Source organism: Paenibacillus pabuli NBRC 13638 (genome assembly GCF_001514495.1).
GTDB lineage: Bacteria > Bacillota > Bacilli > Paenibacillales > Paenibacillaceae > Paenibacillus > Paenibacillus pabuli.
In genome coordinates this window covers 25,387-52,070 of sequence record NZ_BCNM01000021.1, presented here as the reverse complement: position 1 = coordinate 52,070, position 26,684 = coordinate 25,387, and the positions used below count along the sequence as shown (strand labels likewise).

Here is a 26,684-nt window from a genome sequence, read left to right as displayed (position 1 = left end):
GAATACTATAATTTTCACGATTTCGTGTATTTTTTTCAGAAATAGATGAATTAATTACATGCATATTACATAATATCAATTAATACCTACCAGAATAGTTTGTTATGTGATATATTGTTGAATATCGCTTTTGAGCGAGTAGAAAACCGGAAGATCCGGTTACTCACACTGAGGAGGATTTATACAAATGAATACCTTTTTAATCATTTTGAATGTCGTGGTTATGCTCGCTCTTCTGGGTGTCCTGTTCTGGATGCAGAAGAAACATGTTTCCTTTACGAAGCGTGTATTTGCGGGTCTGGGCATTGGAGTCGTATACGGCGTCATTCTGCAACTGATTTACACATCTGATTCTGACATCATTACCAAGTCGGTCGATTGGTTTAATCTGGCCGGTTCAGGATATGTTCGTTTGTTACAAATGGTCGTGATTCCATTGATTATGGTTTCCATCATTTCGGCCATCATGAATCTGAAAGGCAAGCAGAATCTCGGTAAAATGAGCCTTTCGATCATCGCGATCTTGCTCATCACGACGGCAATTGCCGCAAGCGTAAGTATTGTGACGAGTTTGAGCTTCAACCTGACTTCCATTGAGATTGAGGGTGGAGACAGAGAGCTTGCACAGGGGCAGAAGATGGAGGAACGTCTCGTTGACGTGAAGGATCAGACGATTCCCCAGCAAGTATTGGAGTTCATTCCGTCAAATCCTTTCGCGGACATGACCGGAGAACGTCGTACATCTACACTGGCAGTTGTTATTTTCTCGGCCTTTATCGGAGTAGCAGTTCTCGGATTGGATCGCAAAAAACCACAGCAGGCGGAAACGTTCCGCGGCATGGTCAATGCGGTATATGCGGTGGTTATGCGGATTGTAACACTGGTGCTCAGGCTGACGCCATACGGGATACTAGCGCTGATTACGAAGGTAACCGCCACAACGAATCCGGATGAGATTCTGAAGCTGATCAAATTCGTCATTGCTTCCTACGTGGCGTTGATCGTTATGTTCATCATCCACCTGATTATTATTTCACTGTTTGGCTTCAATCCAATTACGTATGTGAAAAAGGTTCTGCCAACGCTAATATTTGCCTTCACATCCCGTTCAAGTGCAGCAGCGATTCCGCTTAACGTGGAGACACAAACGAAGAGATTGGGCGTATCGGACGGGATTGCGAACCTGTCGGCAAGTTTCGGGGCTACGATTGGTCAAAACGGCTGCGCCGGGATCTATCCGGCCATGCTGGCGGTCATGATTGCTCCTACGGTCGGGATTGACCCGATGAGCTGGGACTTCATTATTACCCTGATCCTGGTGGTCGTGATCAGTTCATTTGGCGTAGCCGGTGTAGGTGGCGGGGCAACCTTTGCTTCCCTGATCGTGTTGTCCACGATGAACCTGCCGGTAGCTTTGGCAGGCTTGCTGATCTCGGTTGAACCGCTGATCGACATGGGCCGTACGGCACTGAATGTTAACGATTCAATGACCGCGGGTCTCGTATCCAGCAAAATTCTGAAAGAAAACGATCAGGATACATTCAATGATCAAAGCCATGATCTGGATTCCGCCGTTCAGGCGTAATGGATTCAGACAAACTTTTCACCTCTGACATGTAGGTGGATGTGTAATTACCATATGTTTAATCAGCCGTCCTTCGGGTTAACCCGGAGGGCGGTTTTTGCATTAAAGATGAAGTTGGCGTTATTTAGTGCTGTTCAAGCGTGGGGAAATGTGATAGAGTATTCATGTTTTGGCCCGGAGCCAAACCGCGGTTCGTAACCATCCCGCGTAATCAAAACTAGGAAGGCAGTGTATGAATTGTGTTTAATTTAGGATGGGGAGCGCTTTTTGTTCTCGTAACGTATGGCTTTTTTCTTTTGTGTTACCGTTTATTCGGTAAAAAGGGTCTTTATGCCTGGATCGGTGTGGCAACAGTCATTGCCAATATACAGGTGACCAAAACGATAGATATTATGGGGATCGTTCTCACGCTGGGCAATACAATGTATGTCAGCATGTACCTGACCAGTGATCTGCTCAATGAGAAGTATGGACCAGGTGAGGCACGCAAAGCCGTATGGTTCGGGTTCTTCACATTGATCATGACGACCGTGCTCATGCAGATGGTATTGTTCTTTGAGCCAGCATCGACGGACTTTGCACAGGAGTCGATGAAAACACTGTTTGGTCTGCTGCCACGTCTGGCACTCGGAAGTCTCACGGCCTATTTCATCAGTCAGTTCTTGGACGTACGTCTGTACACTTGGCTGCGCAAGGTGGCGCCAGGACGCAATCAGTTGTGGATCCGTACCAACGGCAGCTCAATCATCAGTTCGTTTGCGGATACGCTGGTGTTCTGCACGATTGCGTTTGCTTTCATCTATCCATGGGATGTCTGGCTTGAAATCTTCCTGACGACGTACGTGATCAAATTTGTATTGACCGCGGTAGGAACGCCGTTTCTATATGCTGCACGAAGCTTTAAATTCAAGGATGAGGCCTAGATTCGTAGGAAGTCCGTCCACTAAATGCTGAATCCAAACACAAAAGTCCCGCAGAACCATGCTTTCATGGTTTCGCGGGACTTTTGTTATGGTACCCTATTTTCTTCAGGAAAACCGAATCGCGAGGGGCCCGATGTCAAAAGATTTAGTCCGTCAGGATTTGCAGCTCTTTCGGATAGGATGTCAGCACCTCAACGCCATTTTCTGTCACGAGTACATCATCCTCGATGCGCACACCGCCTGCGCCAGTTACATAAATGCCCGGCTCAATCGTAAATACTGTACCTTCCTCCAGAATGTCCATGTTCTGCCCATGCAGGGAAGGATACTCATGCACGTCAATGCCCATTCCATGTCCGACTCTGTGCAGGAAACGCTCGCCATATCCGGCTTCTTCCGTAACCTGGCGTGCTGCACGGTCAATATCCGCACAGGTGACGCCAGGCTTCACTGCACGAATGGCAGCTTCGTTTGCTGCGAGCACGGTGTTATAGATGGTTTTGAGCTCAGGAGAAATGTCACCAAAGGCAAATGTACGCGTAATATCCGAAGCATACCCACCAGCGTAGACACCCATATCAAACATCAACAGATCGCCATGCTGCAATTGGCGTTCACCCGGTGTGCCATGTGGCAAGCCGGTTTTGGGTCCAGTGAGCACCATGGTATCGAAGGAAGGACCGTCTGCCCCCAGTTTCTTCATCTGGTATTCCATCTCGGCAACCAGTTCAATCTCGGTTACACCAGTACGAACGTGAGACAGGCCCTGGCGAAGCGTCTGTTCGATCAGATGAATGGCGTGGCGAATGCGAGCGACTTCATCCGGTGTTTTTTTCACACGCAAGGTGCGAAGCAGAGGGCCGACATCTTCAAAGTTGGCAGCGCCCAGCGCGGCGGTCAACTGTTCATAACGTGCGACCGTCACGTACTCTTTTTCGAGACCTACACGGCCCAGACGTCTCTGATAACGCTCAAATAAGGCATACGGATTGTCCGTATCTGAATGCGTGGCGATGTTGGATACCGAAGAAGCAGCTGCGGCAGCTTCCTCATCGAGTGCGGGCACGATCAACAGCGGATCTTCGCCGCGCGCAAGAACAAGTCCGAGGAAACGTTCATGCGGATTGCTCGCAAAACCTGTTAAATAGTAAATATGTTTCGGATCTGTAATTAGCATGGCGTCCAATCCTTGCGTAGACAGACCAGCTTCCAGCCGGGATAAAGGAGTTTGATTCATGAGTGTAGTTGTCCACCTTTCAGTTCGTTCTATATAAATTGAACTAAAGAATATTTACACTTGCCACTCCGATGACAGAACAACCTTCTGATCGCTGTTATCCCCAGATTTTTTGATTGTCTTTCTCAAGGGGGGAAATCCGGGGATAAAGGCGAACGCTCCGCTTCTTCAGGTTATTTCTATCCTCTCCGTTATTGTGTAAATGTTTAGTTCAATTTATATATCTTGTTTCTATTATAGAAGAATGTTGGGGAAATCCAAATGGAAGCATTGGTTTTGATGGAAAATCAGAGTAGAATCCGCGTTTGAGTGGCAGAAAGGAAGGGTAATACAGGGCGAAACCGAGTGGGGTTACTAACCTACTAACTAACTAACTTAGAGATGGAAATGGACGATCCTTGAAACTAAGATTATACAATATAACAACGACATCAGAAGGGAGATGTACTGATGAATAATCGATTAAGCGTTCCGTTATATGCTTCGTTACTCAGTATAGCTTTACTAACTGCTTGTGCTTCGGGTGACTCGACGGCAGAATCGCAGCAGACGTCCCAAGGACAGGGGCAGACGGCGGATGGTGGCAATGACGGTACGGGTGGTGGGGAAGAGGAAACGGACGAAAATACTGTAATTCCTTACGAGGCTTCTGTGTTAGTCGACGGACTCAATGTACCCTGGGAGTTGGTAAGCGTGCCTGATGGACGGATGTTTGTAACCGAGCGACCGGGTACCATTCGGGTCATCGAGAACGGAAAGCTAGCATCTGAACCTCTAATTGAATTTGCTGCTCCATTTAATGAAGAGGGCGAAGGTGGTCTGCTCGGACTTGCTGTTGATCCGAATTTTGATGATAATGGCTATCTGTATGCATACCATTCCTATCTGGAAGGCGATGACATTGCGAATCGGATATTGCGCTTGAAAGTGAGTGATGGGAAGGCGACCATAGACAAGGAGCTGCTCAGTGACATTCCAGGCGGCGTGAATCACAATGGCGGGCGGATCAAGATTGGCCGGGACAATTTGCTCTATATTACGACAGGTGAACGGTATGAACCGGAGCTGGCCCAGAACGAAGATAGCTTGGGGGGCAAAATATTGCGGATTGGTCTCGACGGATCGATCCCAGAAGATAACCCTTGGCCTAATTCACCTGTGTACAGTATGGGGCATCGGAATGCACAGGGCCTGGCTTGGAACCCGGACAATGGCTATCTGTATGCCACAGAACATGGTCAGCGTAATTTGGATGAAATTAACCGGATTGAAGCTGGTGAGAATTATGGCTGGCCGGAGGTAGAGGGAGACGATGATGGCAATGGCGTTTATGAGGCTCCGCTTGCCCATAGTGGAGATGAAACATGGGCTCCATCAGGTGTAGCCTATATAGAAGAAGGGCCATGGGCCGGGTCATTGATTGCTGCCAGTCTGCGGGGTGAGCAGCTGCTCAAAATTACGCTGTCCGAAGATGGCACACAAGTCAAACAGGTGGAACCGATGTTCAAAGACGAGTGGGGTCGTATTCGCAATGTGACAGCCGGAGAAGACGGGAATTTATATGTGCTGACGAACAACCGTGATGGTCGGGGATCTCCACGCGATGGGGATGACCGACTGATCGTTCTGACGCCGAAACCGTAACATTTACAATAGAAAGGGGTTGTCCCGCCATGTTCATGACGTATGGGACAGCCCCTTTGCTTCAATATTTACGTAAATTTAAGTTAGTTGCAGGTACCAATTAGTCCGCACTTTCTGCGAGTTCGGCAATGCGCCGACTCGGCTCATCGGTGTACTCGCCACCATGGTAACAAAGCACCTTCTCCAGCTTCAGGCCGAGCAGCCTCTTCAAGCTGCGCAGGGCTTCGGGCATGTCCGGTGTTGCAGGTGGAGCAGGTCCCACCAATTCATCATCGACCACACGTAATTCATCGGCAGCGAGCAGGAACTGTTGCTCCCGGAAGTACAGGCAGATATGTCCTGGGGTGTGTCCGGGTGTATGAATGACCTGGATACCGCCTTGTAGAGGCAGCATGTCACCGTCCTCTAACACTTTGGATATTTTGAACTCGGTCCGCTGTGAGATCAATTGTTCCGCCAGCTCCGCTATAGGTTCAGGCAGCAACGCTTTGCGTTCTGGTGTGAACTTGATCATGGGCTCTTTGCCCGTGATATACGGAATTTCATCGTTATGCGCCCAGATTTCCACTTCCGGAATAGCATTCACTAGGGCACCAAGGTTACCAATGTGGTCTATATCGGAATGGGTTACAATAATGCGCTTGATATCAGATAGCTGAACGCCTTCATGTTCCAGTGCGGACTGAAGTTCGGCGAATTGGCCAATCATGCCTGTATCCACAAGCGTAATACCATCTTCATCGCGCAGCATAACAGGGTAGATCGGGTTTTTACCCGCAGGTGTAACAATATGAAGATTTAGAACCGTAATATCCATCCATGGTTTGTTCATATTTGTTTTCCGGATCGAATCCGGAGCACCTCCTTTATGGTGTAGGACCAATTTCCATTTTGCAATCATCATGCATTCGTTATTACTCGGGCTGATTATATTTCAAGCATTTTCTATACTTCTTCACCGTATCCAGGATAAATTCAAACTCTTTTTTCGCATTGCGATTCGCTCTGACAATAGAAACATAAGAAAAGTTGGAATGAATAAGTTTATTTCGTAGTTGAAACACTTGGGCTAGTTCTTTTTCTACGTTTTCTTCCCCCGATTTCAGGGAAAGGTACTGATTTTTCAATTCAGCCTGAAGAATCTCGATATTGGATAATGAACGGTATGCAGGAATTTTCATCAGCTGGATCGAATTAAACTTTTTTTGATGAGTTTGTTGGTATAGCTGATTCAGCAATTCTTCAATAATGGTACATAATTCAATCGTCCATGAACTATATTTTCGCTCGTTCCGTTTTTGGATAAGCTCACCAATCTCTTCAACAGTCCATAGATTATCTTTTTCGTGCAGTGATGACTCTGACTTTTGCTGGAGATGTTGAGCCTCCCTTTCTATGAGTGCAATCTCATGTTTCGCTTCTTTTTTCAGTTTCTTGAAGTCTTCTTTGGTTAGCATGCGTATCCTCCCTATAAGACTTATATATGATCTTTCGATTATCTCATATTGACGTCAGCAGTGCCAAAAACAAGAAGATGAGTGTTCCAAAATAAGAAGAACCTCTGGTTCAGAAGGGAAGTACCTGATGTCCATTCCAACAGCCATTGTTACGGGAGCCAACTCAGGCATGGGTCTGGCAACCACCATTGAACTTGCAAGACAAGGGTATCGCGTAATTATGGCGTGCCGCAGTGAGAAACGCGGACAGCGGGCTCTGGAAGAGGCGCTGCGACAGTCGTCCGGCTCTGCTGCGATTGAACTGATGCTGTGTGACCTGGGGTCACTGGAGAGCATCCGTCATTTTGCCCAATCATTCCGTGAGCGTTACGACATACTTGACGTTCTCGTTAATAATGCGGGTGTTGTCATGTTGAAGCGCCAAGAGACCTCCAACGGTTTCGAACAAGCCATCGGTATTAACCATCTTGGACATTTCCTGCTTACCTTACTCCTGATCGAACCTTTGAAAGCTGCCAAGCAGGGGAGAATTGTAAACGTTTCGTCGGGTGCATACAAAGCCGGAAAAATCCATTTTGAAGATCCCCATCTGCACAAAGGCTACAATCCAATCAAAAGTTATGCCCAATCCAAGCTGGCCAACGTATTGTTCACCCGTGTTCTGGCGCGCAAATTAGCGGATACCCGAATCACGGTGAACTGCCTGCATCCCGGTGCGGTGGGCACAAGTATTGGGGTAGACCGCAATACCGGGTTTGGCACACGTATTATGGCTTTGGTGGGCAAGCTGCCCTTTTTTCTTTCTCCTGAAGAAGGGGCGCAAACGGCCATCTATCTCGCCACAAGTCCTGAAGTCGCGGGAGTAACCGGGCGATATTTCTACCAACAGCAGGAGCAGCAGTTAAAAGCTCATGCCACGGATGATGCGACGGCTGAACGTTTCTGGACGTGGAGCGAAGAACAGGTTGGACTGAGGGCGGCCGAGAGGTTATAACAGACGAGAGGTTAAAACAGGCAGTCATCGCAGAAGGTACGGATTACGAGCACGTAAGAATAAAGGCGCTTCTATTCCGTGTGATACCTTCTGCATTGACTCCAAGTTGTGCCGGGTACGAAACGTCACAACATCGACATCGGGCCACCAAATTCAGACCCTAAGATTCAACCCGACCAGGTCCGATTCGCTTAGGCTTTTGCCTTCACAGCTTGCTGAATCCATTCAATAAAAGCATCAATACGCTGAATGCCTTGATCACCCTGACCGTATGCGCGGACAGAGGCGGATGAGGCATTTTTCTCATTCTCACCGAGTACGAGCGAGTAAGGCACTTTTTCCATCTGGGCTTCACGGATTTTGTAGCCGAGCTTCTCGCTGCGCAGATCTGTTTCCACCCGAATGCCGGCAGCCCGGAGCTGGCTCTGTACTTGTAGTGCATAGTCTGCGTAGTGATCAGACACGGGCAGCAGCTTCACTTGCACGGGAGCGAGCCAGAGTGGAAAAGCTCCTGCATAATGTTCAGTCAGGATGCCGATAAAGCGGTCAATGGAACCGTAGATGGCACGGTGGATCACGACTGGACGGTGTTTCAGGCTATCCTCGCCAATATAAGTGAGATCGAACTTCTCCGGCATTTGAAAATCAAGCTGGATTGTTCCGCACTGCCAGCTGCGCTTCAGTGCATCGAGAATGTGGAAGTCAATTTTCGGACCATAAAATGCACCGTCACCCTCGTTAATGCGGTATTTCACACCGCGCCGATCCAGTACATTTTGCAGTGCGCGTTCGGCCTGATCCCACAGCTCCTCCGATCCCATCGAATCATCCGGGCGAGTGGACAGCTCAATTGTATACTCAAATCCAAAGATGTCGTACATGCGTCCGATCAGGGATATCGCCTGATTAATCTCGTCTTCGATCTGTTCTGGCATCACATAGAGATGGGCGTCATCCTGACAGAATGTCCGCACCCGCATCATGCCGTTCAGAGCTCCTGAGAATTCATGCCGATGGACCTGACCGAATTCCATCATGCGAATCGGCAGCTCACGATAGGAATGAAGTGTATTTTTGAAAATCAACATATGCCCCGGACAGTTCATTGGTTTCAAGGCAAAAGTGGCATCGTCCACTTCCGAGAAGTACATATTGTCTTTGTAATGCTCCCAATGGCCGGATTGCTCCCACAGACGGTTGTTCATCATGAGGGGAGTGCGAACTTCCTGATAGCCTTCCTGTAGTTGCAATTCACGGGAGAACTGCTCCAGTTCAGTACGAACAGTCATGCCTTTGGGCAGATAGAAGGGCATGCCGGGAGCTTCTTCGGAGAACATGAACAGTTCAAGCTCTTTGCCGAGTTTACGGTGATCCCGTTTCTTCGCTTCTTCCAGAATGTGCAGATGTTCATCCAATTGGGCTTTGTTCGGAAAAGAAGTGCCGTAGATACGCTGCAGCATCTTATTATCCGAGCTGCCCCGCCAGTACGCACCAGCCACATTCAGCAGCTTGAATGCCTTGATTCGGCCAGTGGATGGAAGATGGGGACCGCGACACAGATCGAAGAACTCGCCTTGATCATATATCGAAAGCTCAGCATCCTCTGGTAGATCCCGAATAAGTTCGAGTTTGTACGGGTCTTGAATCTCTCCGAAGATGCGGAGGGCTTCTTCCCGGCTAACCACCCGGCGGCTAATTTTTTGATTTTCCTGAATGATTTTGTTCATTTCCCGCTCTATTGCAGCCAGATCACTGATGGACAGAGTATGCTCCAGATCGACATCGTAATAGAATCCATCTTCGATGACTGGACCAATGCCCAGCTTCACCTGATCCGCACCATAGATGCGCTTGAGAGCCTGGGCGAGTACATGAGCTGTGCTGTGGCGATAACGATACAACCCTTCCACGCTGTCCAAAGTAACAATGACGAGTTCGCAATCTTGTTCCAACACCCCATCAAGATCGACATTCATGCCATCAACAATACCGCCAATGGCTTGTTTACCCAGACTTGTGCTGATGGATGCAGCGACTGCGCCTACAGTGATGCCGGCCTCGTAAGATCGTACCGCCCCACCCTGCAAGCGGATATGGATCAAAGATTCGGGAGGCTGACTTTTATTCGGATTACTCATGTGAACCACTCTCCAATATTCAAATTTGAAGCGCAAAAAACACCCGTCCCGGAAAAGGGACGAGTGCGCTCAGCTCGTGGTTCCACCCTAATTTGGTTATGAATGCCCCTGAACACGACCAGCCGCCGCAAGCAAGAAACATCATAACCCTCATTGGAATCCGTTATCGGGGATCAGGCGGTGAACTCTACTGACAGCTTTGTCCGGAATTCATGAAGAAGACCGAAAAGCTGAGGTTCGAGCTCACGGCTGCAGAGGGGTAATTCCGGTCCGTTCACTGAAGAAGGTTTCACCAATCCCTTCTCTCTCTGGGCAGCACGCAAACGGAATCTTGTCTCTGGTCATCGCCAAATATGCAAAGTTGATATCCTTGAATGGATCTTATATTATTCTGAAAATTGTTGAAGTCCATATCAATATATGGGAACAGGTGTTATTGAGTGTCGATTATATAGATTGAAAATGAAAAGGTCAAGCGGAATGTTTTTTACCCATGTCCGGATTTCCCATCCCATATTAATCGAATGACGGTACCCTTACCAGAAACCGATTGTACCTCAATACGACCCTTCATCGCTTCAATTAAGCCTTTTGTTACCGCCATACCAAGGCCTGATCCGACATCGGACGTGCCTGTATCCGTCCCTCGGTAATATCGTTCAAACAGCCTCCAGACCAGTTCCGGGTCCATTCCTTGTCCGTCATCGGCAAAATGAACACTGAACTCACCTGCCTGCTTACCCGGATGCACACTGACGGTCAGAGTCGACTCAGCAGGATTATGCAGTAAGGCATTAGCGGTCAGGTTATCCACAATTCGTTCAAACGAAGGAATATGCACATGACCATATACCGGAGCGTGGGCAGGTTGGAAGCAAATACGTCCCTCACCATATACCGGGTTGCGTTCTGCACGCAGGACGAGATCATGCAGTAACGTATTCACGTCAGTCTCTTCGACGGGGGGTTGGTATCCGCCGCTGCGCAAACGGTACGTCATGGCAAGGTCATTCACAAGCCGATCCATATACATGGATTTGTCCAGCATAATGCCCGCGAATTCTCGTACTTCTTCCGGTGACCAGCTGTATTTCTGTGCTTCAAGCATATGGGCGTATCCCTGGATGGAGGACAGCGGTGTCTTAAGGTCATGCGTTATACCGGCAATCCATTCCTCGCGCAGTGACTCGGTCTTTTTACGGAGCTCTTCGTCTTGTTTCAATGTTGCGGATAATGCCTGCATGGAGCGAAGCACTTCGGCATACACGTGGTATTTCCGTTTCCATTTGCCATTTCGTCGCTGGCTGCGAGGTGCGCCTCCAATGCCTTTGGGTTCTTCATAATGTCCCTGTTCCAGGCGCTGGAGCCATTGGAGCATATGAAGCATGGGAGAACCGAAACGATTGGCATACCATAGGGCCAGAAGGATAAGCAAAATGACAACGGACAGAAGCAGCACGAGTAGAGCGGGTGCCAAAATGAATTTATATGGATTCTGATCTCCTGACGCAGATGGGTCTACAGGTATGCTAATCATCCAGGTTGTGCTGTTCTGTTCATCGTACAAGGTTGCGGTCGATATTCCATACCGACTGGGATAACGAACACGCAAAACCATTTCCTGAATGTTATAGCTGCTGGGGACGCCTATGGCGGGTTTGTTAAAGGAATCCAGTTCATGGCCGTAAGCGTCCAACACTTGCAGGTAGGCGCCTTTGGAGCGAAGGGCATCCTGTTGTTTGGGCTGAAGAACAAGCTCACCATTCGTGTAATAACTGCTTTGTCGGGCTTGATCAAGCAAGGATTGGGCCTGATTGCGCTCGCCGTACAGCAAGGTAAAATTCTCGCCGTTTTTCTCCCGAATCAGCATGACGATCTGATAGGGGAACGGCTTTTTGGCTTCCCAGTATGCAATCAACTCTCCAGGCTTATATTGCTTCGGAACATCGTCCGGGGTATGGAAATCGTCAATGACATAGCCCTTCTCATCCAGAACCTGCAACCATCCCTGATTATGTTTAACCTGCTCCAGCAGCTTGGGGTCATATCGGACCGTGCCATCGGGCTTCATCTCTGCAGTATTGATTAATTGGTCCAGTCCGCTTGTAGCGAAGTCATCCACCAGACTTACTTCATTTATCCTTTGAACGACCCAGTAGGTGGCTGCAGAACCCAACAGGATGATTAGGATTACTGCGCCAGCGAGCATCCCGATAAACCGGGTCATCAATCTGCGACGAATACTCATAAACGGGACGCTTTTTCTGGCTGAATGAGCTTGTAGCCAAGACCCCGGACGTTCACAAGAAAGACAGGGTTAGAGGGATCGGCTTCTATACGCTCACGGATACGGTGGATATGTACCATAACGGTGTTATCGTCGCTGATGGCTTCCGAACCCCATACCCGCTCATACAATTCCGATTTGGTGAAAATACGATTGGGATGTTTGCAGAAAAAGAGCAGCAATTGGAAAACAAGTGCCGGACAGGATACGGATTCACCTTCAACCCGAAGTTCGCCAGCTTGATCCAATACTTGAAAGCGGCCAAAATCATATACCCCTTCCTGCATGGCGGGAGATGACGAAGTTACGTCAGAAGAGGTTGGAGTCACCGTTGTATTCGTCGCCATTTTGGTAGGCAAATAACGTTTCAGCAGCGATTTAATCCGAGCCACTACCTCTAGTGGATTAAATGGTTTAACGACATAGTCATCGCCGCCGACGGCGAAACCGGTTAATTTGTCGTAATCCGTTGTTTTTGCGGTCAGAAAAAGAATCGGTGCATCAGTGACTTGCCGGAGGAAAGGACAGATGTCTAGTCCGCTTTTGCCGGGCAGCATGATGTCGAGTACGATGCAATGATAGGTTTTATTTTCGCAGGCGGTGAGCGCTTCTTCTGCAGTCGTGACGGTGTCAATATCCACAAATTGCTCTTTGAGCAGAACGGTTTTGAGCATATGCAAAATGGCTTGTTCATCATCAACAAGCAGGATGGAGACGTGGTCCATGATGTGTAATGACCTCCTGGGCTTCCTTTGTGATAGTGCAATCATACCATCCATAAGAACAGTTTGGCGTGTGAGATATCTTAACGGAATCTTAATTATGAGCCAATGGAAGCTGTCACAATTTAACTACAAGTAAGGAAGGGTTAGACGAAGCATAAGATTCATTCTGTACACTTAACTGGAAAGTATAACGATCAATAGAAGGGGTGTTGAGAATGAACAGGGAAAGTCAGCTGAATTCAGAGCAAGCTTCACACAACAAATTACAAAGCAGAAAGGGCTGGAAGCTGCTTGCAATTGCTCTTGGTGCCTGTGTGATATTGTCTGCCTGTGGCAACGATAACTCGATTACATCCGAACAGGGGGAAAAGCAGTCGGCCGAACAGACGTCCGATACAAATGAAACGGGTAAGAATACCGATCAGGAACAGACTTCCGGTTCAGAGGTGAGCACGATGGTAACCCCAGACAATTTCATAGATACATTAATGAATGGTTCGAAGGATGCGATCTATAGTCAGTTTTCCCCGGAAATGAAGGAAGCGATGACGCTTGAACAGTTCAAAACGTCTGCCGACCAGTTCCTGCAGGGCGTAACTTCCTTTAGCCAAGTGGTGGATGCGCAAATGAACAATTTAACTGAGCATTCATGGAAGGATCAAACAGGGACCAAAGGGATTCAAGCCTATTTTTCCAAAGAAAATCAGATAGAAGGTTTGTTGATCCAGCCGCTGGAAACCCATGAAGATACGGATCAAAAGTTCACCAAAACCGCATTCCAGTTTCCGATGAAGGGTGAATGGTACGTGTTCTGGGGAGGCAATGATGTGATGTCGAACTATCATTACGAGCATGAAACACAGCGCTATGCGCTAGATATCGTTCGAACCAAAGAGTCTTTCAGTTTCAACGGAGATGCCAAGGTGAATGCAAGCTACTATGCTTTTGGTGAACCACTCTATGCTGCTGCGGATGGAACGGTTGTAGAAATCAAAAATGACATTCCCGACAACACACCAGGCGTTATGAATCCGGAAGAGCCGGCGGGGAATTATGTGGTCATTGATCATGGTCAGGACGAATATAGCGTTACAGCACACATAAAAAAGGGAAGTGTAGCAGTCAAAAAGGGGGATAAAGTCAAGCAGGGAGATCTCATTGGAGAGCTCGGCAACTCAGGGAACTCCAGCGAAGCTCATCTGCACTTCCAGGTATCGGACGGCCCGGATTTATTCACTTCCCGTTCCGTCAACATTCGTTGGGCGGATCAAAGTCAGCAGTTAACCCGAGGGAAGACCATCCAGGGAATGCCTGAGTAATTGTGAAGTTGACCCGAATGTTGGGGGATGACGCTGGCTTCCTTTCTCCGTTATAATACCGTCATAAGATAGAATCGATCAGGATGATGGAGGAGTAGACATGGAGCTGGATAGTGTGCAGATTGAGTATGCTCGTCGTGAGGACTTGCCGAGAATTGTGGAGATCTATAATTCTACAATCGAGAGCCGGATGGTGACGGCAGATTTGAAGCCGGTGACCGTGGAACAACGTATACCTTGGTTTGAGGAGCATTCTTCGGATTATCGTCCACTTTGGGTGATGAGGCATGAGGGGCAAGTTGTAGCCTGGGCCAGTCTTAGCTCCTTTTATGGACGACCTGCGTACAATGGAACAGTGGAAGTCAGTGTATATGTGGATCAGCAGTGCCGGGGAATTGGGGCGGGTGGACGATTGCTGAACACGATTTTTGCCGCTTGTCCTGCACTTGGAATCAAGACTATTCTGGGCTTTGTCTTTGGTCATAATGAACCAAGTCTGGGGTTATTGCGCAAGCATGGCTTTGAACAGTGGGGGTACTACCCTGAAGTAGCTGTACTGGATGGTGTCAACCGGGATTTGGCGATTTTGGGCAAAAAAATATAACAAAGTTTCATAGCAAATGAAAACCTCCGAATCCACAGGACGTGGATTGGAGGTTATTTTTTATGCTGTTCTTTCTCCAGTGCGGCGCAGCATTGCTTCACAATCACGCATTCCATTAAATTCAGAGAGGTTATGAAAGGCGAATGCGAAATCATGTTTTATTTTCTTTGTTATAAGAAGTTAGGATCTGGAGATAAGTAATTTCTCATAAAAAAACCAGATTCAAATATTGGCATCGCCAAAAAAGAATTGACGCTGAGTGCTGCTGGACTCTATAATCGATAACAAGTAACTCGATATGTGAGGAGTCCTGACATGATATGTTAGTAATTGACGAGGTGTATCACCATACAGCATTGCAAATATCATCGTCCGATTTATTGTACCTTATCCAACAGCTCAAGGTCAAAAAAGAAAACGAGATCGAAACGCTCAAACATAAAATCGAACAATTCGAACAAAAAAAACGTGCGGAAGAAGTGGCTTATCAATCTTTGTCTACCGTACGCAAATGGTTCGCAGGACGGCCCGCATCCCACCACCAGGCGGTGGAATATATGGTTCAGGTGAAGGAACGTTTCCGCAAAATGGAGCAGATCCGGCGGCGGATACGAGAATTGGATCGCATTGCCGAACGAATCGTGCATCCGGACAGTATTGAACGGGACGAAATTGAGCTTACGCCCGAAACGATCCGGGAGATCAGACAGCTTAGGGAAACGGAGGGTGTACAAGCATGACTTTGGAGACGTTAAGCTCCGGGATCGATACGGTCTGGGTCGTACTGAGTGCAGCCATGATCTTATTGATGGAGGGCGGATTCGCCCTGCTGGAGGCTGGATTTGTACGTTATAAAAACAGCGTGAATATTATTATGAAGGTTTTCGCTGACATCACGATTGGAACATTGCTCTTCTATGCCATCGGATTTGGCTTGATGTACGGCTCAGATGCCGGAGGATTGGTAGGTATAACCGGGTTTTTCCTGAATGGTGATCTGTCCCATCTGGACGTGCCGGTATCACTGGAGACATTCTGGCTGTTCCAGGCAGCGTTCACCATTGCCGTCATTTCCATCGTATCGGGTGCTGTAGCTGAGCGGATTAACTTTCGTGCCTATCTGCTGTACATCCTATTGATGACGGCCATTATTTATCCGATTGGTGGACACTGGGCCTGGGGCGGCGGCTGGCTCAGCAAGCTGGGGATGCAGGATTTTGCCGGTTCTGCTGTCATTCACGCATTGGGCGGGTTCTCGGCACTGGCTGCTGCGATCATTATTGGGCCACGGAAAGGCAAATACACGCCGCTTGGCGTGAGTGCCATTGCGCTTCCGAGCAATCTGCCGCTCGCGTCTGTAGGTGCATTTCTGCTGTGGTTCGGCTGGTTTGGCTTCAATGCAGGAAGTACGCTCAGCGCAACAGATGTAAGGATCGGTCACATTGCCATCGTTACGATGTTATCTGCTGCTTCAGGCGGCGCGGTTACATTGCTCTACACCTTGTTCCGGTTCAATCGTTCGGATGCACCATCGGTCATTAATGGCTCGTTGGCCGGTCTGGTCGGCATTACTGCAGGGTGTGCTTTTGTTGGCGATGCAGCTGCGATATTCATCGGTGCAGTATCCGGGCTGCTTATGATGGCTGCAACGAATTGGCTGGATCGCAGGCAGATTGATGATCCGGTAGGCGCGTTTCCTGTTCATGCCGCATCCGGGATGTGGGGAACCATTGCCGTGGGTTTGTTTGCAACCGATGGTGGCTTGTTCACGGGAGGAGGCTGGAGGCTGCTGGGCGTTCAGGCGCTCGGACTCACGGCTTTGGTCGTCTGGGGATTTGTCATGACCTGGATTGGTCTGAAGCTGATCGGCAAAATCGTTCCTGTCCGTTCCACGGAAGAAGAGGAAGATCTGGGTCTGGACATTAGTTACCATGGTGTAATGGCCGCTCACCAGTCGCATGAATTCCTGGATGGCGAGGAGCATATTCGGGCTTTCCAGGATGAGTCACCGAATCAGAAGCGTTCAGAATGAATGGAATAGATCATGAAAAGGGCTGACAGCGGATGTCAGTTTCTTTTTTCGTTAGAAGCAGGGAAAGAAGAGGCAGCAGAAGAATATACAGATGTGAACCTGAATATGTCTCAACATAGATGTATTGTCAGAAGGGGAGGATCTGCATGATTAAACCTGAACAATGTGAACGTCTAACCAGAAAAGCCCGGAAAACTCTTGAGGAATATGGATTGGGGAATGCTGCCGATCTGCTGTTATCTTCAAGTCGTTGGGGAATTCGCCTTGATGTATCGACTGAGGATGAGTATCGCAGAACAGGGAATTCACGTGTTGGTGGAAATCCGGATCTGCCAGAGCAGATGAATTGGCCTATGACACAGGATGGGGTGCCCATGACGTTCCTGGCCCAGTTGAATCTCGTAGACTTGACACCGTATACGCCAAATGATGGGCGCGGAAGTTTGCCAGAACGGGGGATGTTATACTTTTTCATTGGTGTGGACGAACCTGCTTATCATATTGAGCATCGTGTAATTTACGAGCCAGACGCCCATCACCTGACGAGGCGAGAGCCTGAGGGCGAAACCGCGCTGAACGAGGCTGATTTTGTAGCGCATTCGGTAACAGTACTGCCTAATCTTGAGTTCCCTACATATGCATATATTGATGCTCTGGCTCTGAATGCACTTGTTGCCCCGCTGGCTGGTGGAACGGTAGCTGTCGAAGGGGAGGATGGTCTATATGATCGATATCTTGAATTCGAATCCGACTGGAATCATCCAAGTACACAGAACTGGGGTGGCATGTTCGGATACCCTGACGGTCAGCATCCAGATGCAGAGCATCGGGCGCTGCTGCAGATCGTACTTGGTGAAGAGTATGGTTATGACGAGCAGGCGTGTGAGAAAAAGTTGACTGCTCATTATGGCGGAGACGAGGAACGAACACAGCAGGAGCTTTCGGATATGCTGCTTCTGTTGAAAATTGATACGCATGACGCCATCGGTTTTCAATGGTGGGACTGCGGGGAGCTGCAATTTTTCATTCGCAAGGCAGACTTGCTCGCAGGACGATTCGACCAAACGTATTGTTCGTTATATTCAAGTTAAGCCCGCATTGGTTATCATAGGAGCAACAAAATGTCCCAAATCCCGTCTATAAGAGGGAGGCGGGACTTTTTTTGTTCGTCTTGTTGGTTTGTGAATATAGCTGGTTTATATATAAAGGGGGATATGGGTTGATGGGGGATCATATGTTCTGTATAATGGGATAAAAAGGGAGTGTATCTGTTGATTCAGTCTGCATTTAAACATATTGATGTGGCAGTGACATCATTAATCGATTTATGTGATCAACTGTCCGAGCAGGATTTGGCTTTGACTCCGATTGAAGGCAAACGACCGGTTGGAGAATTACTTTCACATATATCCGTCATTTGTCGTGCGGATGTACATATTTCGGAGGGAGCTTCCGAAGAGGAAATGGCTTTGTTTTACGAGAAAAATCAGCCAAATACGCTGAGCGAGATCAAGGAAGCGCTGATTGCGAATCAGATGTACCTCTACCATCGGTACAGACAGTTTGATACAAAGGAATTATTACAGGTGACGGACTCCTATTGGGGAGCTTCCTATAGTCGTCTGGAGTGGCTGCTTGAGATCATGGGACATGTATATCACCACAGGGGCCAACTGCATACGATGCTGACGCTGACTGGCATAGAGCCCAAAGTGGCATTGTTTGAATAGATAGACCTAGGTGAATAATACGAGGTTCTGCCTGAATAAAGAACAAGATTTAATAGAATACATAGAGCATGTTATCCGCAATGAGTAGCGGTTAAACCGGGATTAGATACGTTGAGAGAAATAGATTGAACCTATTCAGAAGAAGGGTAGGTAATCATATTTGAATCTATTATGAAAGGGTATTAAGTGTACCGGGAATTCCATGCTTTTCCCCTTCTCAGGCCCAATGATTTACGCAGATTAACCGCCGGTCAATGCTGGTAATATGTATGGTTGGCATACATGGCCTGAAGCAAAAGACCCGTGAAGGACAGCGTTACCTGTCTCCAAGCGGGTCCTTATCGTGTTAGTGATATGTTTTTCGTCTTCTGTTAGGATTTTGCTCGCAATGATTCGGGTATCCGACGAATCATCTGGTTCAACACCTCGGACAATACAAGTCCGATGGCGATGGCACCGGATAACATGAGTGCCTTGGCAGCCATTTCCATGGCTGCACCGTAGTCATTTTGCACAAAGCTGCGCATGGCATTATACGCAAGCCCGCCCGGAACGAGCGGAATGATACCTGCAACGCTAAAAATGATGACAGGTGCACGAAACATGCGAGAGAACAACTGGCTGATGACACCTACCGCGATGGTGGCTGCCAGTGTAGCAGGAACGGCATCCGCAGCATATTCGAGCACAATATAGATGATCCAGCCAATCATGCCGACAAATCCACCGTGAAGCAGCATTCGCCTGGGGGCATTAAATATAATGCCGAATGCAGCTGACGCGACAAAGCTGGTCAGGGCTTGTTCAATAAAATGAAGCATAAACCTGCACTCCTCCGTCTTACGTAAAAAGTGAAAAAACAACAGCAATGCCGGTACCAATGGCAAAAGCGGTTAGAAACGCCTCGGCTCCCTTGGATAACCCGGATACGAGATGTCCGGCCATCAGGTCACGCACAGCATTGGTAATCAACAGTCCCGGTACCAGGGGCATGACTGAGCCAATTATGATTTTATCCCGTTCATGACCCGCACCGATATAGACAAGCAAAAAGGCGAGCAGGCCAATGACAAATGAGGCTGTCAGCTCCGCGAAAAACTTCACCAGTACCAATCGATGGAAGGCAATGACCGCTGCATAGCCAATCCCACCGCAGAGTACTGCGGGGAGAAAGTCAATCCATCCTCCGCCGAACATTATGGTAAAACACCCACTGGATAATGCTGCCGCAGTAAGCCGTACAACCGCAGAATAAGAGGAAGGCTGTCCCTCAATGCGTTGTAACAAGGCATGTGCTTCCTCAACGGTCAGCTCACCTTGTCCAATTCGCCGGGAAACGGCATTCACTTCGGATACCTTGTGTAAATCCGTAGTTCGTTCAGAGATTCGAATCAGCTTGGCAGGCTCGGTTGCATCAACCGAGAAGAAGATGCCTGTAGGCACCACATAACTATGCGAATGGGGAAGACCCAGCGCCGCAGCCATGCGTTTCATCGTATCTTCCACACGGTAGGTTTCACCACCGCTTTGCAGCATGATTTTGCCTGCCAAGAGACAGATCGCAATCACACGGGATTGTTCAGTATGATTCTTCCCCACCAGCTCCGTTTCAGACGGAGGCACGGGTGGAGGATCATGAGGGATGTATTCCAACCGGATCAAGCTCCGTTCATATGAGATAGGGCTATTAACGACACCATTGTATCATATTTCACACGTTAGTAAGGAAACATACCGCACGACTAGCTGAAGTCACCCAAGCTACAACTACAACTACAGTGATTTACCGATAAACACAAACCCGAATAACATCAAAATTACGCCAAACCCCAAAAAAAGCTTCGTTCCCACGGCCCAAAGGACGCAGAAGAGCAGCTTTTATGGTTATTTCCCGATCTAGATCTGGATAAAAACAACTACATCAACAGCGTAATGACCAACAGCTCATACAACACGAGTGGCAAAATGGTCGGTCCAAACAAGGCACGCGGCTCAGGATATCCATGCATCGGCGTAACCTGGAGATACAGAATACCCCGATCTGCGCTGATAATGACACCTTCCCATACCTGACCATCAATATTCTGAACTTGCACCTTCTTGCCGACATGCTGCCGGGCTGTATGATGAAGCATATTCCGCACACTTTGCACGGATTGGAGCATTGGTTGATTGGCTTGGTATACGACCCGTACGGATGGTGTGGATGTGGATTCAGACATGATGCACAACCCTTCCTCAAAATCATTTCTTACTTCAAGGTATGCATCTGCCTACAAAAGGTGAAACGGTGATTACACAAATGCCATCTCAAGGCTGCCGATCCCATTTTGATATGCCACTTTGCCCAGTGCGCCATTCACAAAGGTTAACTGTGGCGGGATGTGGCCCAGATCCACATCATACAGTACGGGAACATCCATATCCCCGAGAGCCGAAGACAGGGCGTCGGTAAAATTGAAATCCCCTGTATCCGAATAGCCAGCAGGGCGTCCGAACATGAAACCTGTAACGCCAGCAAACCACCCGGCCTGCCTCATCTGCCACAGATGACGGTAAATATCACCCGCATTCATCTCACAGCTCTCCAGATACCAGATGGTTCCTTCTTCTGCACAGTACTGATCCAGGTACGCTTCAACAGGCGCGTAAGGCGTGCCAATAAGACAAGTGATGGTGTCCATACAGCCTCCGATTAACCGACCTGAGAATGTAATTTGTGAGTCTACTCCTTCGGACTGACCCAGCTGTTTCCAGCGAGAAGGGGTATCCAGATTGAACCCGGCTAATTCCGGCTTCCATTCCGATTGATAGTGAGTGGAGGAGGATTGGGTAATCTGCCCTCCGTATCCAGTCTGTAATACATCCATCCAGCGGGCGGTCACCGGATCAAGTTCATTGGATCTTAGATCCACGTAGTTCGTACCGTGTGCCGACACCGTAACCAAGGCGCTCCATGTTGTGCCTGCTCTCTTCAAGGTAATAGTGCAGGGATTCGCCTACACCGCTGGACGGTGCCGCTACACCGATGTTGTCCCCCGGCACGAGTGGCTGTGGATATCGGATCGAACGCTTATTCATTGGTACAACACCCTTTCCTGTGAACATATCGATTTAATGTAGATGTTTGATATTTTCATTATAGTGCATGACTACTTCATATGGCTTGATAGTATGGCTGCTCACATTTTTCTTTAGGGAGTCACAGGAATTTCAATAGAGAACGGTGCACGAATCTGATCAGGGTAAGAGTATATTTCCATGGTTAGATTTCCTTTGGCAGCGGCCCCATTTTTAATGACAACTCTTGCTTCAAAGACGGAAGGGCTCCAACCTACTTCATTAATGTCGAAAGGGTTTCCTTTACTGTCCTCGATATTGGTAAATGATAGCCCAGAAGTAGCATTTTGAGCGTCTGCAATTGAAAACTCGAGGATCAGATTTTTGCCCTGGACCGTGCTTTTCAGGAGTTTCAAACTCGCTGGACCACCTTGTATTTCACCTGAAGATGGATCGATGTTGACAACCAGTTCATCCTTATTCACCGCTGAAAGGCCAGATCCTTGCAAAGTCAGTTTTTTCGGAGTAGAGAAGTACATGCTTTCGAAAAAGACGGAACTTCCAGAGCCTGAGATGGAGGATGAATCCGTTCGCCATGCCCGGCCTTGCTCATCTACCAACTGCAAATCACGAATGCCGAAGATTTTTTTGGTGTTGTTCCGATCATATTCGATATCAAGTACAAGACGAGTTGGGAACAGTGTAGCCTGGTTTACCTGAATACGCTGCCCATCCACGGTCATTGTTTGGTTTACGGGAATGATTTTTTTCATGCCTTTCGTTAAGCTGTGATCCACGGGGAAGGTGACCTTCCACTTATGATTCGTTTCCTTTCCTCTCTCCTTGAATATAACCGTCAGCTCTTGCGGCGGTAAGGACTCTGTAAATGAGACATCAATTGAACTTTCATAGAGATCCTCATCTGAAGTTGGTAATGGTGAAGAATAACCGAAGGCAACCGGAAGCTGTTTGCCATGTTCATCAAGCAAGTCGATGTCATAATCACTCTTTTCAGAATTTATTATGCCTTTCATCGTATAAAAAATAACCATGCGAGACTCGTCCGTGATGATGCCGTCCACGGTTACGGAAGTACCGTCATGCTCGTCGGTTACACCGACCTTCTGCAGCAGGGACTGATCGATGGCCATCATTAATCCTTTGTCCTGGCGAATCATACTGACGATGCCCTCCATGCCAGGCAGCTGCTCCACAAAGGAGGCAAAGGCAGGGGAGACACGAATACATCCCGTAAACAGCAGGATGATCGCGGCTGCCGAGATGGAACTTATGTACCAGCGAAGCCGGGATTTGCGCCTGTGTGCAGCCTGGCGTATTCCGGTCTGTACAGCCTGATCTGCTGCGGCATCCGGTACAGGAATGGCGTCGTATTCCGTCTTGCGATGATTCAGTCGTTGTTCCAATCCTTCGAACGGGTTTTGTCCATCGGTCATGAAGTTACATCTCCTTTCGTTTCAAGTTGATCACGGAGCTGTCCGAGTGCCCGGTGCAATCGGGATTTTACGGTTCCGGCCGGAATTTCCAGAATATCGGCAACTTCAGTTAAGGAGAATCCCTCGAAATAACTCAGAATAATAATCTGCTTGCAATCCCGGTCCAGCGCAGAGACAGCTGCGGCAAGATCAGGATCTTCAGGCCGGTCCCAGCTGCTGGGTTCATGAATCTCAGTGACGTGGCTGAACCGGCTTTTGCGTTTGCGTTCGTCCGCACAGTAGTTGAGCAGAATGCGGATGAGCCATGTGCCAAAGTATGAGGGCTCTTTTAATTTTTGGAGTTTACGGTACGCTCTATAGGTAGTCTCCTGTATTGCTTCCAGCGCATCGCCTTCGTTGTGAAGATAGGCATAGGCGATACGGTACAGTCGGTTTTGATGCAATTCCATTAAGGCTGCAAAAGCCTCGGCATCCCCTTTTTGTGCGGCGATGGTGAGCTGAGTAGGGGTCACATGGCTCCTCCTTTCATGGATGTTATTGCGTATTAGACCGTGGAAAGAGCCAAACGGTTCTTGGTTTTGGAAAAAAAGTTATGTATACATGTACTGAGACTACCACAAAGAAGGAATTTACGCAGAGAATCGAAAACAACCGCCAACCTCCTCTTTGTCTTAGAGAAAGTAGTTCGGCGGTTGTTATGCATTTTATGGATGTTTGTCATTCTAAATCACCGTATCTCACTCAATCTTTGGAATAGAGTTGCATTACGGCTTGTAGCCCTGGCACGGTAAAACGGGCTAGCGGAGAGGGGAGATCGTTTAGGGGGAACCAGCCGATTTCGCCAATGGCACCGCCTTCTTCCAAATTACGGGCAATACCGCGGATGACCCGCGTGAAATAGAGAACGGAGATCCAGTGTTCTTCCTGTTCCGGACGAATGGTTTCGGCCGTGCAGAGTAATCCCTCGATGGCAATCTCCAGATCGACTTCTTCCTTGATTTCCCGAATGACCGCCGTTTCCAGCGATTCGTAAGGGTCGACCTTGCCTCCAGGGATACTCCAGGTGTATTGTTCCGGTTGACGATTCCGCCAAACCAAAAGGACTTCATTACGCTCGTTGAGGATGACGGCGCCAACACCGATCCGAGGCTGAAGAGGGGCATCATCCGTAGTGACTTTGGCATCTGAATCGGACAACGAGGATTCTTCGGCAGCGAGCAGTCGGGAGTTTAAGGAATTTTCCGTCTGTTGATGACCTTGGTGATGGGTAGACTGAAACGCCAACGGCAGCTTAGTCTGCGCTGCCCATTCTTCCGCAAGAATACTCATCGAGATCAGATCATAATGCGTGCCATCCCGCAGAACCGCAGAGCGCTGGCGCCCTTCCTCCCGAAATCCGGCTTTCAGATATGCATGTCTCGCAGCCTCATTGTATTCAATCACTTCGAGCGCAATCCGATTCAGATTCAATTCATGGAATCCATAACGAATAATCAGGGCAAGTGCATCACTGCCGTATCCTTTACCCCGATCTTTGTCATCACCAATGCCAATGGCCAGACGTGCAGAGCGGTTATTCCACTCAATCCGGTAGAGGGCTGTGAATCCAATGAACCGATTGTCCTCCAGTGTACGCAGCGCGAATTCAAAACCGTTGTCTCTCCGAACGGCGGATGACCCTGTCTCATCCGGAGTTAGCGGAACAGCAATATCGGTATCCAGGTTCCGCAAGTAATCATAACTGTCCGTGAAGCGGGCGAGCCGCATGCAGTCTTCCGGGCAAGGAGCGGCCAGCCGGACTTTGGAGCCTTGAAAAGCATTTAAATGTCGTGGAGCCATGTTGCACCTCTTTTATGGGATATGAAATCATTCACTTTATCTCATTATACTACGAAAGGGGGAGGATACCGAACAAGGGCACAAGCAGAAGAACGGATCCTCCTGGTTATAAAAAGGAAATCGACGTTAAATCATGAGCTGATATGGATGTCTGCACCGAATATATGCAAAATAAAAAGCAGCCAATGGGGCTGCTCTAACATCCATTATTTCAAATCCTGCAACAGGTTTTTCATTTTTTTGTAATGTCCACTGACCCGATCAACCATGTAGTTATACATGAGCTGGTTTTCCGAAAGGTTCGCCATTTCCATGTCAATGTCAACATTATTGCCATTATTGTTCATGGTCGTTTCATTGTTCTCGACAATTCGGTATGGGACTACGGAAGAAGCAGGATTACTGACCGGAAAATGCTTCGGATGAGTCCGGTGCATGTCCAACTTCTCTGTTTTACCATTCTCAATGATACGTCTAAGCTCTTCCTGGAACTCCACTGATTTCTTTTTGTAATTGGGCGTGTCTGCATTGGCAATGTTGTCCGCGGTAACCTTGTGCTGCACGTTCAGCACGTGCAAGAGAGATTCGTTGCGTCTGGAAGTGTTCGATTCGATCACGGCGTAGTCTCCTTCACTGGAAATGCAATTGCTTTCATCATAAAAAATGAAGAGGCTGTCTGTCAAATGAGACAAAAGAAAAGGACAAGCGCATGCCAGGGGCTTCTGCTAAGAAAGCCTGCCTTCATGACATCTTATCCTTGTCGTGATCCTTATGAGACGACCCTAATGAATCAATCCTTATGGATCGGCCATTACGAGGGACGATTGATGTTTTTGCCGTAATAGATCTCGTCCATCTCCAGCTTGAGCCACTCCGTAATTTCCTGCTGCTCAGCCTTGCTTAGCTTATCCTTCGTGTACCCAAACAGATAATTATCAAGGTCGAATTCCCTCAGCTTGCATTTGGTATGGAAAATGTTCTCCTGATAGACATTCACGTCAATCATGTCAAAGCTGCTCTTGATCTCATCCGGGATGTAATTCTGAATGGAGCCGATCTCATGATCAATGAACAGCTTGCGTCCGCTCGTATCGCGTGTAAATCCACGAACCCGGTAATCCATCGTCATAATATCCGTATCAAACGAGTGAATCAGATAGTTCAGTGCCTTTAGTGGCGAGATTTCGCCGCAGGTCGAGACGTCAATATCTGCCCGGAACGTACTGATGCCTTCACTCGGATGGAATTCGGGATACGTATGGACGGTAATATGACTTTTATCGAGCTGCATGACGACATTATCAGGCAGGGGACCAGGCGATTCGTCGAAGGATTCCTCGGGAATTTCCACAATGGGTCCTTCCGAGACAAGCATCGTTACACTGGCGCCTTGAGGCACGTAATCCTGTTGAGCGACATTCAGGACGTGGGCCCCGATGATGTCAGACACATTTCTCAGAATGTTGCTCAGCCGGTCCGCATTATATTGTTCATCAATATATTCAATGTAAGCTTGGCGTTCATCTTTGGTTTTCGTATAACAGATATCGTACATATTGAAACTCAGCGACTTGGTCAGGTTGTTGAATCCGTGCAGCTGAATGCGCTGCTCTGGCGTTAAAGTCATGGTTGCAGTTCCCCTTTGTCCCATACGAC

Annotated in this window: 26 protein-coding genes and 1 pseudogene; 10 read left to right on the top strand and 17 right to left on the bottom strand. The window is 48.2% G+C overall.

Going from position 1 to position 26,684, the window contains the following annotated elements; all coding sequences use genetic code 11:
- Positions 1 to 187: 187 nt before the first annotated feature.
- Positions 188 to 1,585: an L-cystine transporter gene (locus tag PPA03S_RS24650; RefSeq protein WP_062326839.1), complete on the top strand. Its 1,398-nt coding sequence runs from the start codon at positions 188 to 190 to the stop codon at positions 1,583 to 1,585.
- 239 nt (positions 1,586 to 1,824) lie between these two features.
- On the top strand, positions 1,825 to 2,508 hold the full coding sequence (locus PPA03S_RS24645) for a queuosine precursor transporter (protein ID WP_062326831.1): 684 nt from the start codon (positions 1,825 to 1,827) through the stop codon (positions 2,506 to 2,508).
- A 145-nt stretch (positions 2,509 to 2,653) separates the two neighbouring features.
- Here the strand turns inward: PPA03S_RS24645 and PPA03S_RS24640 are convergent, their stop codons facing one another.
- On the bottom strand, positions 2,654 to 3,745 hold the full coding sequence (locus PPA03S_RS24640; protein ID WP_062326829.1) for a M24 family metallopeptidase: 1,092 nt from the start codon (positions 3,743 to 3,745) through the stop codon (positions 2,654 to 2,656).
- A gap of 450 nt (positions 3,746 to 4,195) precedes the next feature.
- Here PPA03S_RS24640 and PPA03S_RS24635 point away from each other — a divergent pair, with 450 nt between their 5' ends.
- Positions 4,196 to 5,389, top strand: coding sequence for a PQQ-dependent sugar dehydrogenase (locus PPA03S_RS24635; protein WP_062326827.1), 1,194 nt, complete (start codon positions 4,196 to 4,198; stop codon positions 5,387 to 5,389).
- Positions 5,390 to 5,489: 100 nt separating this feature from the next.
- On the opposite strand, the gene PPA03S_RS24630 is transcribed toward PPA03S_RS24635, so the two are convergent.
- Together PPA03S_RS24630 and PPA03S_RS24625 are read right to left on the bottom strand one after the other, a co-directional pair.
- Positions 5,490 to 6,221 (bottom strand): MBL fold metallo-hydrolase, encoded by a 732-nt coding sequence (locus PPA03S_RS24630; protein WP_062326824.1) that lies wholly within the window; start codon positions 6,219 to 6,221, stop codon positions 5,490 to 5,492.
- Between the two features lie 82 nt (positions 6,222 to 6,303).
- A complete protein-coding gene (locus PPA03S_RS24625) occupies positions 6,304 to 6,846 on the bottom strand; it encodes a hypothetical protein (RefSeq protein ID WP_062326822.1) in 543 nt (180 codons plus the stop codon).
- A 127-nt stretch (positions 6,847 to 6,973) separates the two neighbouring features.
- Here PPA03S_RS24625 and PPA03S_RS24620 point away from each other — a divergent pair, with 127 nt between their 5' ends.
- On the top strand, positions 6,974 to 7,840 hold the full coding sequence (locus PPA03S_RS24620; protein ID WP_062326820.1) for an SDR family oxidoreductase: 867 nt from the start codon (positions 6,974 to 6,976) through the stop codon (positions 7,838 to 7,840).
- Positions 7,841 to 8,031: 191 nt separating this feature from the next.
- Here PPA03S_RS24620 and thrS read toward each other — a convergent pair whose 3' ends face one another.
- The 3 genes from thrS to PPA03S_RS24600 form a co-directional block, all read right to left on the bottom strand.
- On the bottom strand, positions 8,032 to 9,978 hold the full coding sequence (gene thrS / locus PPA03S_RS24615) for a threonine--tRNA ligase (protein WP_062326818.1): 1,947 nt from the start codon (positions 9,976 to 9,978) through the stop codon (positions 8,032 to 8,034).
- Positions 9,979 to 10,465: 487 nt separating this feature from the next.
- Positions 10,466 to 12,226: a sensor histidine kinase gene (locus PPA03S_RS24605; protein ID WP_062326814.1), complete on the bottom strand. Its 1,761-nt coding sequence runs from the start codon at positions 12,224 to 12,226 to the stop codon at positions 10,466 to 10,468.
- Positions 12,223 to 12,990 (bottom strand): response regulator transcription factor, encoded by a 768-nt coding sequence (locus PPA03S_RS24600; RefSeq protein WP_062326812.1) that lies wholly within the window; start codon positions 12,988 to 12,990, stop codon positions 12,223 to 12,225. The genes PPA03S_RS24605 and PPA03S_RS24600 overlap by 4 nt, the downstream gene beginning before the upstream one ends.
- 215 nt (positions 12,991 to 13,205) lie before the next feature.
- On the opposite strand from PPA03S_RS24600, the gene PPA03S_RS24595 reads away from it, so the two are divergent.
- The 6 genes from PPA03S_RS24595 to PPA03S_RS24570 all read left to right on the top strand — a co-directional run bounded on the left by PPA03S_RS24595 (position 13,206) and on the right by PPA03S_RS24570 (position 18,675).
- Positions 13,206 to 14,309 carry a peptidoglycan DD-metalloendopeptidase family protein gene (locus PPA03S_RS24595; RefSeq protein ID WP_062326810.1) on the top strand — a complete coding sequence of 368 codons (1,104 nt, stop codon included), beginning with the start codon at positions 13,206 to 13,208 and terminating at the stop codon, positions 14,307 to 14,309.
- A gap of 100 nt (positions 14,310 to 14,409) precedes the next feature.
- Positions 14,410 to 14,913, top strand: a complete 504-nt coding sequence (locus PPA03S_RS24590; RefSeq protein ID WP_062326808.1) for a GNAT family N-acetyltransferase — start codon at positions 14,410 to 14,412, stop codon at positions 14,911 to 14,913.
- 320 nt (positions 14,914 to 15,233) lie between these two features.
- A complete protein-coding gene (locus tag PPA03S_RS24585; RefSeq protein ID WP_062326806.1) occupies positions 15,234 to 15,653 on the top strand; it encodes a hypothetical protein in 420 nt (139 codons plus the stop codon).
- Positions 15,650 to 16,945, top strand: coding sequence for an ammonium transporter (locus PPA03S_RS24580; protein WP_062326804.1), 1,296 nt, complete (start codon positions 15,650 to 15,652; stop codon positions 16,943 to 16,945). The genes PPA03S_RS24585 and PPA03S_RS24580 overlap by 4 nt, the downstream gene beginning before the upstream one ends.
- Positions 16,946 to 17,091: 146 nt before the next feature.
- On the top strand, positions 17,092 to 18,036 hold the full coding sequence (locus PPA03S_RS24575; protein ID WP_062326802.1) for a YwqG family protein: 945 nt from the start codon (positions 17,092 to 17,094) through the stop codon (positions 18,034 to 18,036).
- 171 nt (positions 18,037 to 18,207) lie between these two features.
- Positions 18,208 to 18,675 (top strand): DinB family protein, encoded by a 468-nt coding sequence (locus PPA03S_RS24570; RefSeq protein WP_245683719.1) that lies wholly within the window; start codon positions 18,208 to 18,210, stop codon positions 18,673 to 18,675.
- 371 nt (positions 18,676 to 19,046) lie between these two features.
- Here PPA03S_RS24570 and PPA03S_RS24565 read toward each other — a convergent pair whose 3' ends face one another.
- From PPA03S_RS24565 to speD, 11 genes and pseudogenes are all read right to left on the bottom strand, one after another.
- Complete coding sequence (locus PPA03S_RS24565; RefSeq protein ID WP_062326798.1) at positions 19,047 to 19,496, bottom strand: threonine/serine exporter family protein; 450 nt, start codon at positions 19,494 to 19,496, stop codon at positions 19,047 to 19,049.
- 19 nt (positions 19,497 to 19,515) lie between these two features.
- Positions 19,516 to 20,211, bottom strand: coding sequence for a threonine/serine exporter family protein (locus PPA03S_RS24560; protein WP_245683722.1), 696 nt, complete (start codon positions 20,209 to 20,211; stop codon positions 19,516 to 19,518).
- Positions 20,212 to 20,591: 380 nt separating this feature from the next.
- A complete protein-coding gene (locus tag PPA03S_RS24555; protein ID WP_062326796.1) occupies positions 20,592 to 20,897 on the bottom strand; it encodes a hypothetical protein in 306 nt (101 codons plus the stop codon).
- 72 nt (positions 20,898 to 20,969) lie between these two features.
- Entirely contained in the window at positions 20,970 to 21,614 is a 645-nt protein-coding gene (locus PPA03S_RS24550) for a S66 peptidase family protein (RefSeq protein WP_062326795.1), read from the bottom strand.
- The gene (locus PPA03S_RS34060) at positions 21,571 to 21,756 is read right to left on the bottom strand and encodes a hypothetical protein (protein WP_245683718.1); all 186 of its coding nucleotides are present in this window, start codon (positions 21,754 to 21,756) and stop codon (positions 21,571 to 21,573) included. The genes PPA03S_RS24550 and PPA03S_RS34060 overlap by 44 nt, the downstream gene beginning before the upstream one ends.
- 113 nt (positions 21,757 to 21,869) lie before the next feature.
- Positions 21,870 to 23,189: a DUF4179 domain-containing protein gene (locus PPA03S_RS24545; RefSeq protein WP_062326793.1), complete on the bottom strand. Its 1,320-nt coding sequence runs from the start codon at positions 23,187 to 23,189 to the stop codon at positions 21,870 to 21,872.
- The gene (locus PPA03S_RS24540; RefSeq protein ID WP_062326791.1) at positions 23,186 to 23,701 is read right to left on the bottom strand and encodes an RNA polymerase sigma factor; all 516 of its coding nucleotides are present in this window, start codon (positions 23,699 to 23,701) and stop codon (positions 23,186 to 23,188) included. The genes PPA03S_RS24545 and PPA03S_RS24540 overlap by 4 nt, the downstream gene beginning before the upstream one ends.
- Before the next feature lie 229 nt (positions 23,702 to 23,930).
- Complete coding sequence (locus PPA03S_RS33750) at positions 23,931 to 24,386, bottom strand: NUDIX domain-containing protein (protein WP_062326985.1); 456 nt, start codon at positions 24,384 to 24,386, stop codon at positions 23,931 to 23,933.
- Positions 24,387 to 24,536: 150 nt separating this feature from the next.
- Positions 24,537 to 25,028 (bottom strand): annotated as a pseudogene (locus PPA03S_RS34055) (GNAT family N-acetyltransferase); the annotation flags it as partial.
- A gap of 206 nt (positions 25,029 to 25,234) precedes the next feature.
- Positions 25,235 to 25,645, bottom strand: coding sequence for a flagellar basal body rod protein FlgB (gene flgB, locus PPA03S_RS24525; RefSeq protein WP_062326789.1), 411 nt, complete (start codon positions 25,643 to 25,645; stop codon positions 25,235 to 25,237).
- A gap of 194 nt (positions 25,646 to 25,839) precedes the next feature.
- A complete protein-coding gene (gene speD, locus PPA03S_RS24520) occupies positions 25,840 to 26,655 on the bottom strand; it encodes an adenosylmethionine decarboxylase (protein ID WP_062326787.1) in 816 nt (271 codons plus the stop codon).
- Between the last annotated feature and the right edge of the window lie 29 nt (positions 26,656 to 26,684).

Bases quoted from the DNA above. Each gene is read 5' to 3' on its own strand.
- PPA03S_RS24650 (WP_062326839.1), top strand. From the start codon at position 188: ATGAATACCTTTTTAATCATTTTGAATGTCGTGGTTATGCTCGCTCTT.
- PPA03S_RS24640 (WP_062326829.1), bottom strand. From the start codon at position 3,745: ATGAATCAAACTCCTTTATCCCGGCTGGAAGCTGGTCTGTCTACGCAA.
- PPA03S_RS24635 (WP_062326827.1), top strand. From the start codon at position 4,196: ATGAATAATCGATTAAGCGTTCCGTTATATGCTTCGTTACTCAGTATA.
- PPA03S_RS24630 (WP_062326824.1), bottom strand. From the start codon at position 6,221: ATGAACAAACCATGGATGGATATTACGGTTCTAAATCTTCATATTGTT.
- PPA03S_RS24625 (WP_062326822.1), bottom strand. From the start codon at position 6,846: ATGCTAACCAAAGAAGACTTCAAGAAACTGAAAAAAGAAGCGAAACAT.
- PPA03S_RS24620 (WP_062326820.1), top strand. From the start codon at position 6,974: ATGTCCATTCCAACAGCCATTGTTACGGGAGCCAACTCAGGCATGGGT.
- thrS (WP_062326818.1), bottom strand. From the start codon at position 9,978: ATGAGTAATCCGAATAAAAGTCAGCCTCCCGAATCTTTGATCCATATC.
- PPA03S_RS24605 (WP_062326814.1), bottom strand. From the start codon at position 12,226: ATGAGTATTCGTCGCAGATTGATGACCCGGTTTATCGGGATGCTCGCT.
- PPA03S_RS24600 (WP_062326812.1), bottom strand. From the start codon at position 12,990: ATGGACCACGTCTCCATCCTGCTTGTTGATGATGAACAAGCCATTTTG.
- PPA03S_RS24595 (WP_062326810.1), top strand. From the start codon at position 13,206: ATGAACAGGGAAAGTCAGCTGAATTCAGAGCAAGCTTCACACAACAAA.
- PPA03S_RS24590 (WP_062326808.1), top strand. From the start codon at position 14,410: ATGGAGCTGGATAGTGTGCAGATTGAGTATGCTCGTCGTGAGGACTTG.
- PPA03S_RS24585 (WP_062326806.1), top strand. From the start codon at position 15,234: ATGTTAGTAATTGACGAGGTGTATCACCATACAGCATTGCAAATATCA.
- PPA03S_RS24580 (WP_062326804.1), top strand. From the start codon at position 15,650: ATGACTTTGGAGACGTTAAGCTCCGGGATCGATACGGTCTGGGTCGTA.
- PPA03S_RS24575 (WP_062326802.1), top strand. From the start codon at position 17,092: ATGATTAAACCTGAACAATGTGAACGTCTAACCAGAAAAGCCCGGAAA.
- PPA03S_RS24565 (WP_062326798.1), bottom strand. From the start codon at position 19,496: ATGCTTCATTTTATTGAACAAGCCCTGACCAGCTTTGTCGCGTCAGCT.
- PPA03S_RS24560 (WP_245683722.1), bottom strand. From the start codon at position 20,211: ATGCTGCAAAGCGGTGGTGAAACCTACCGTGTGGAAGATACGATGAAA.
- PPA03S_RS24555 (WP_062326796.1), bottom strand. From the start codon at position 20,897: ATGTCTGAATCCACATCCACACCATCCGTACGGGTCGTATACCAAGCC.
- PPA03S_RS34060 (WP_245683718.1), bottom strand. From the start codon at position 21,756: ATGAATAAGCGTTCGATCCGATATCCACAGCCACTCGTGCCGGGGGAC.
- PPA03S_RS24545 (WP_062326793.1), bottom strand. From the start codon at position 23,189: ATGACCGATGGACAAAACCCGTTCGAAGGATTGGAACAACGACTGAAT.
- speD (WP_062326787.1), bottom strand. From the start codon at position 26,655: ATGACTTTAACGCCAGAGCAGCGCATTCAGCTGCACGGATTCAACAAC.